General features: G+C 56.8%; 2 protein-coding genes. Both read right to left on the reverse strand.

The window, feature by feature from the left end; translation table 11 throughout:
* Nucleotides 1-374, reverse strand: a 374-nt coding sequence (locus QN370_RS20580; protein ID WP_323581828.1) for an IS3 family transposase, incomplete at its 3' end; no start/stop codon positions are given.
* The coding region (locus QN370_RS20585; protein ID WP_323581829.1) for a transposase at nt 371-658 on the reverse strand (288 nt) is incomplete at its 5' end. The genes QN370_RS20585 and QN370_RS20580, both read right to left, overlap by 4 nt.

Below are 658 nucleotides of genomic sequence, written 5' to 3' on the forward strand. Positions count from 1 at the left end.
TTCGGCCCCGACGGATTGAACTTCCGGTTGAGCACGTTGGGAGCAATCGCCAGGTCATGCTTGCTGTCGGTGGTGTGAATGAACTTGCGCTTCCACACCGGCTTCAAGCCCGCCTGGCGCATCAGGCTACGCGCTTTGTAGCGACCTATGCGAATGCCTTGCAGCGCCACCGCGCTGACTAGGCGCCGACTACCGTAGCTTTGACGGCTGGCGGCAAAGGCTGCCTTCAGGTGGACCGCTTCCTTCGTAAAAAGCGGTTTGGCAGGACGGGACTGTGCGTTGTAATACCCGGAACGGCTGACTGCCAGCAACTGGCAACTACGGGCAGTCGATACGGCCTCCTTGTGTAACTGTGTCACGAGCTGGTAGCTCATTTCAGTTCCCGGGCAAAGAAGGCCGATGCTTTTTTTAGGATAGACACGTCCAGTCGTAATTCCCGGTTCTCGCGTTCCAGTGAACGAATGCGCTGCTGGTCTGACGTCAGCGGCTTGCCGATGCCCGGCTCGCCACGCAGTTCCGCATCGTGTTGCGTGACCCAGCGACGAATCGCGGTCGGTCCGACATCCATGGTTTTACTGACATTGGAAATGCTCAGTCCTTGATCTTTGATCATGCGCACGACTTCCAGCTTAAGCTCGATGTCGAAGTGTTTTTTAGT

This window comes from Actimicrobium sp. CCI2.3, from assembly GCF_035019065.1.
Taxonomy (GTDB): domain Bacteria; phylum Pseudomonadota; class Gammaproteobacteria; order Burkholderiales; family Burkholderiaceae_D; genus Actimicrobium.